General features: G+C 66.5%; 4 protein-coding genes. 1 reads left to right on the forward strand and 3 read right to left on the reverse strand.

What is annotated here, in order from left to right; genetic code table 11:
• Positions 1-88: 88 nt before the first annotated feature.
• Both X803_RS0108285 and X803_RS18685 read right to left on the reverse strand, forming a co-directional pair.
• A complete protein-coding gene (locus X803_RS0108285) occupies positions 89-913 on the reverse strand; it encodes a 3-hydroxybutyrate dehydrogenase (protein WP_084033548.1) in 825 nt (274 codons plus the stop codon).
• Positions 914-915: 2 nt separating this feature from the next.
• Positions 916-2,310, reverse strand: a complete 1,395-nt coding sequence (locus X803_RS18685) for an MFS transporter (RefSeq protein ID WP_035778300.1) — start codon at positions 2,308-2,310, stop codon at positions 916-918.
• Between the two features lie 181 nt (positions 2,311-2,491).
• Between X803_RS18685 and X803_RS0108295 the strand changes: the two genes are divergently transcribed.
• Positions 2,492-3,388 (forward strand): LysR family transcriptional regulator, encoded by an 897-nt coding sequence (locus tag X803_RS0108295; RefSeq protein ID WP_035778301.1) that lies wholly within the window; start codon positions 2,492-2,494, stop codon positions 3,386-3,388.
• A 65-nt stretch (positions 3,389-3,453) separates the two neighbouring features.
• On the opposite strand, the gene X803_RS0108300 is transcribed toward X803_RS0108295, so the two are convergent.
• Positions 3,454-4,230 (reverse strand): spermidine synthase, encoded by a 777-nt coding sequence (locus tag X803_RS0108300; protein WP_026544780.1) that lies wholly within the window; start codon positions 4,228-4,230, stop codon positions 3,454-3,456.
• Between the last annotated feature and the right edge of the window lie 2 nt (positions 4,231-4,232).

Here is a 4,232-nt window from a genome sequence, read left to right on the forward strand (position 1 = left end):
CCCCCGCCTCTTCCGTTGAATCAGCAGGACACGCCCCGTTTGCCGCTGCATTCGGGGCGTGTCCTGCTGATTCACGTGCGTGGAAGGTTCAGCGCGCTGACCAGCCGCCGTCCATGGTGTAGGACGCACCGGTCACCATGCCGGCCTGGCCGGACGCCAGCCAGGCCACCAGCGAGCCCACTTCCGCAGGCTCCACCAGCCGTTTGACGGCACTCTCGGTGAGCATGATCCGCTCCAGCACCTCGTCCTCGCTGATGCCGTGCAGTCGCGCCTGGTCGGCGATCTGGTTCTCCACGAGCGGAGTCCGTACATAGCCGGGATTGACGCAGTTGCTCGTGACCCCATGGGGCCCACCCTCCAGCGCCGCGACTTTGGACAGCCCCTCGAGCCCGTGCTTGGCCGAGACGTACGCGGCCTTGAAGGGCGACGCCCGCAACCCGTGCACCGAGGACACGTTGATGATCCGCCCAAAACCCTTCGCATACATCGACGGCAGGGCCGCCCGCATCAGCAGGAAGGGTACCTCCAGCATGAGCGTGTGGATGCGCCTGAAATCGGCCGGATCAAACTGCTCGATCGGCTGCACCACCTGGATTCCCGCGTTGTTCACCAGAATGTCGGCGTCAAGGGAGAGCTCTTCCAGAGCGGCCGTGTCCAGCAGGTCCACTGCCCAGGCCTCCCCTTTGATTTCTTTGGCAACGACGCCGGCACCCTCGGCGTCGCGGTCCGCCACCACCACGTACGCACCCTGAGCGGCTAGTTCCCGGGCGCAGGCCGCCCCGATTCCGCTCGCACCACCGGTAACGATCGCCCGCCGGCCCGCGAGCGGGCCGGCGTTGGAACCGGAGTCCGACGACGGCGGCTCTTCGGTGGGGCGGAGGCCGCCGTCGTCGTTCCTGTGTGCCGAAGGCATGGCTAGCTTTCCCTGCCGACGGGAATTCCGTGACGCTCGGCATCCGCGGCGTCAATGTCCCGGAGTGAGGTTCCGCGTGTCTCGCGCAGGGTGATGACGGCGATGGCCGTGACCACGCTGGCGCCGAGGACGTAGAGGGCCACTCCCACCCAGGAGCCGGTTTCCTGCAGGATCGCCGTGGCGATGATCGGCGCGAGGGAGCCCGCGAGGATCGAGGTCACCTGGTAGCCGAGAGAGACGCCGGAATAGCGCATGCGGGTGGGGAACATTTCCGCCATGATCGCCGGCTGGCCCGCATACATGAGTGCGTGGAAGCAGAGTCCGATGGTCACGGCGAGGATGATGATCACGGGGTTGAGCGTGTCGAACATGGGGAAGGCGAAGAACGCCCAGCTCGCCCCGAGGATGGCACCGGCAAGGTAGACCGGCTTGCGCCCGAAGCGGTCCGACAGCCGGCCGACCTGCGGGATCACCAGGAAGTGCACAACGTGGGCGATCAGCAGCGCAAGGAGCAGCGAGCTGGTGTTGTACTGGTGGACCTGCGAGAGGTACACGATCGAGAAGCTCACGATGATGTAGTACAGGATGTTCTCCGCGAACCGCAGGCCCATGGCGCCGAGGATGCCGCGGGGGTACTTCTTCACAACTTCGAAGACGCCGTAGCTGATGGCCTTTTCGCGCTCCACCTGTTCGCGTGCCTCAAGGAAGATGGGGGATTCGCTGACGTGCGTGCGAATGTAGTAGCCGATCACCACGATGATCGCGGAGAGCCAGAACGCTACGCGCCAGCCCCAGGCGAGGAACTCGTCCTCGGGCAGGATCGAGGACATGGTCAGCAGCACAACCGTGGCCAGGAGGTTACCGACCGGCACAGCGGACTGGGGCCAGCTGGACCAGAAACCGCGCGACTTGTTGGGGCTGTGCTCGGCGACGAGAAGTACGGCGCCTCCCCACTCGCCGCCCACGGCGAAGCCCTGGACAAAGCGGAGGACCACCAGCAGGGCCGGCGCCCAGTAGCCGATGGAGTTGAAGCCGGGCAGGCAGCCCATCAGGAAAGTGGCTACGCCCACCAGGATGATGGTCACCTGGAGGGTGTGCTTGCGGCCTAGCTTGTCGCCGATCTGACCGAAGAAGATGCCGCCCAGCGGACGCGCAACGAAGCCGACGGCGTAGGTCAGGAACGCTGCGATGATTGCGTCCAGCGGGGTATCGGCGTTGGGGAAGAAGACGATGCCGAACACGAGCGAGGCCGCGGTGGCGTAGAGGAAGAACTCATACCATTCGACGACGGTTCCCACCATGGACGCCGCAACGATCTTTTTGAGACCGGTGGGCGTCTCATCCGGGGTCCCGGTCTGGTTCCCCCCGGGATGGGCGGGGCGTGAGCTGACGCTCATGGACTACTCCTTCTCTGTGTCGGCTGTGACACGCTTGGTACGTCTGGATCGTGGTTGCTGATCCGGTGAGGTTTTGCGCTTGTGACGGCTGTCACCCGCTATGGGCCTCATTGAGTATGGCTGCACACAACCGTGCGTATCAATGCCCAGTACCGCAGGGCTTATCTGCGAAAATGCACACATGACTCTCCAGTCCGATGACCTGCTCATCCTCCTTGAGGTCTCACGCACCGGCCGCTTCACCGCGGCGGCCGAGACGCTGGGCCTGAACCACACCACGGTGTCCCGGCGGATCTCGGCGCTTGAGCGTTCCCTCGGCGGCCACGTCCTCGTCAGGGCGAGCGGAGGGTGGGAACTGACCGACCTCGGTCTTCGGGCAGTGGCGGCCGCGGAGGAGGTGGCGCGCGCCCTGTCGGCGCTGGAAGGGAACGACGACGGCGCCAGCCGGCTTTCCGGCGTCGTACGCATGAGTGCCACGGACGGATTCAGCGCCTACATCGCGGCTCCTGCCTTTGCACGGCTGCGCCGGGATCATCCCCGGCTGAGCGTCGAGATTGTCGCGGCGACCCGGCGGGCGTCGCAGACCCGTAGCGGGCTGGACCTTGAGGTGGTGGTGGGCCGGCCGCAGGTGCACCGGGCCGAGGCGATCCGGCTGGGCGAGTACATGCTGGGGCTCTACGCGTCGCGGGAGTACCTGGCCGAATATGGCACGCCGTCCACCATCACCGAGGTGCTCGAGCATCCGCTGGTCTACTTCATTGACTCCATGCTCCAGGTGGACAGCCTCGATGCACCCCGCCGCCTGTTGCCGAGCATGAAGGATTCGCTCAGCTCAACGAACGTCTTTGTACACGTGGAGGCGACCCGGGCCGGTGCCGGGATCGGGCTGCTGCCGTGCTTCATGGCGAACCTGCACCCGGACCTGGTGCGGCTGTTGCCGGAGGAGGTCGCGGAGCGGCTGGGGTACTGGCTTGTGGCGCGGCCGGACTCGCTGCGCCAGCCGGCGGTTGCGGCCGTGGTCGGTGCCCTGCGCGCCGCGACGGACGCATTCGAGGACAGGCTGCTCGGCCGCGGCTGAACCCGTTTATTTTGCAGGACACGCCGCTTATCAGTGCGGGAAAGCGGCGTGTCCTGACAACTCAACTAGTCGCGGAGGACTGGGGCGCCGCTGATGAAGCGGGTCACCTGCTGGCCCCGCCACAGATGAGCAGGCACCCCTCCGCCGAGCAGCTCGCGGGCGAGGCCCGGATCCTCACCGAGCGCGGCATCGCTTCCGGCGATGATGACGTTTCCGTAGCGCCGCCCCTTGAGCATCGCGGGGTCGGCAATGATGACGGTATTCGTGAAGGCGGCGGAAATGGTCGCGGCTTCCCGGCGCGCCGTCGCGAGGTCAGGGGAATCGCCGCAGTTGACGACGTACACGCCGGCCGGGTCGAGGACGCGCCTGGCCTGTTCAACGAACTCCAGTGTGGTCAGCGGAACCGGGGTACGGCTGCCCGCGAAGACGTCCCGGATGATGAGGTCACGGCTGCTGTCCGAGATGGATTCGGTGACGGCCCGCGCTTCCCCCACCCGGATCCGCAGCAGCGGCGCACGCGGCAGGTCGAACCACGTACGCACCAGTTCCGCCAGCGCGCCGTCCAGTTCGACGACAACCTGCCGTGCGTCCGGAAATCTCGCGGCGAAGCTCCGCGCCAGTGAGCAGGCCCCGCCGCCGAGATGCAGCGCGCGCAGCCGGAAAGTCACCGGCCACTGCGAGGTGGTCAGGGAGCCGATCCACCGCATGTACTCGAAGTCCAGCCGCTCGGGGTCCGCGAGGTCGATGTGGGAGCTCGGCACGCCGTTGATGTGCAGCACCCAGCCGTTGGGATTGAACCTGTCCGGGACCAGCTCACAGGTTCCGGTGTCGATGGAGTGGATGC

This window comes from Arthrobacter sp. 35/47 (genome assembly GCF_000520475.1).
In the GTDB taxonomy this organism is placed as follows: domain Bacteria; phylum Actinomycetota; class Actinomycetes; order Actinomycetales; family Micrococcaceae; genus Arthrobacter_D; species Arthrobacter_D subterraneus.

What these genes read in the sequence shown, in the direction of transcription:
- X803_RS0108285 (WP_084033548.1), bottom strand. Translation starts at nt 913, where the DNA reads ATGCCTTCGGCACACAGGAACGACGACGGCGGCCTCCGCCCCACCGAA.
- X803_RS18685 (WP_035778300.1), bottom strand. Translation starts at nt 2,310, where the DNA reads ATGAGCGTCAGCTCACGCCCCGCCCATCCCGGGGGGAACCAGACCGGG.
- X803_RS0108295 (WP_035778301.1), top strand. Translation starts at nt 2,492, where the DNA reads ATGACTCTCCAGTCCGATGACCTGCTCATCCTCCTTGAGGTCTCACGC.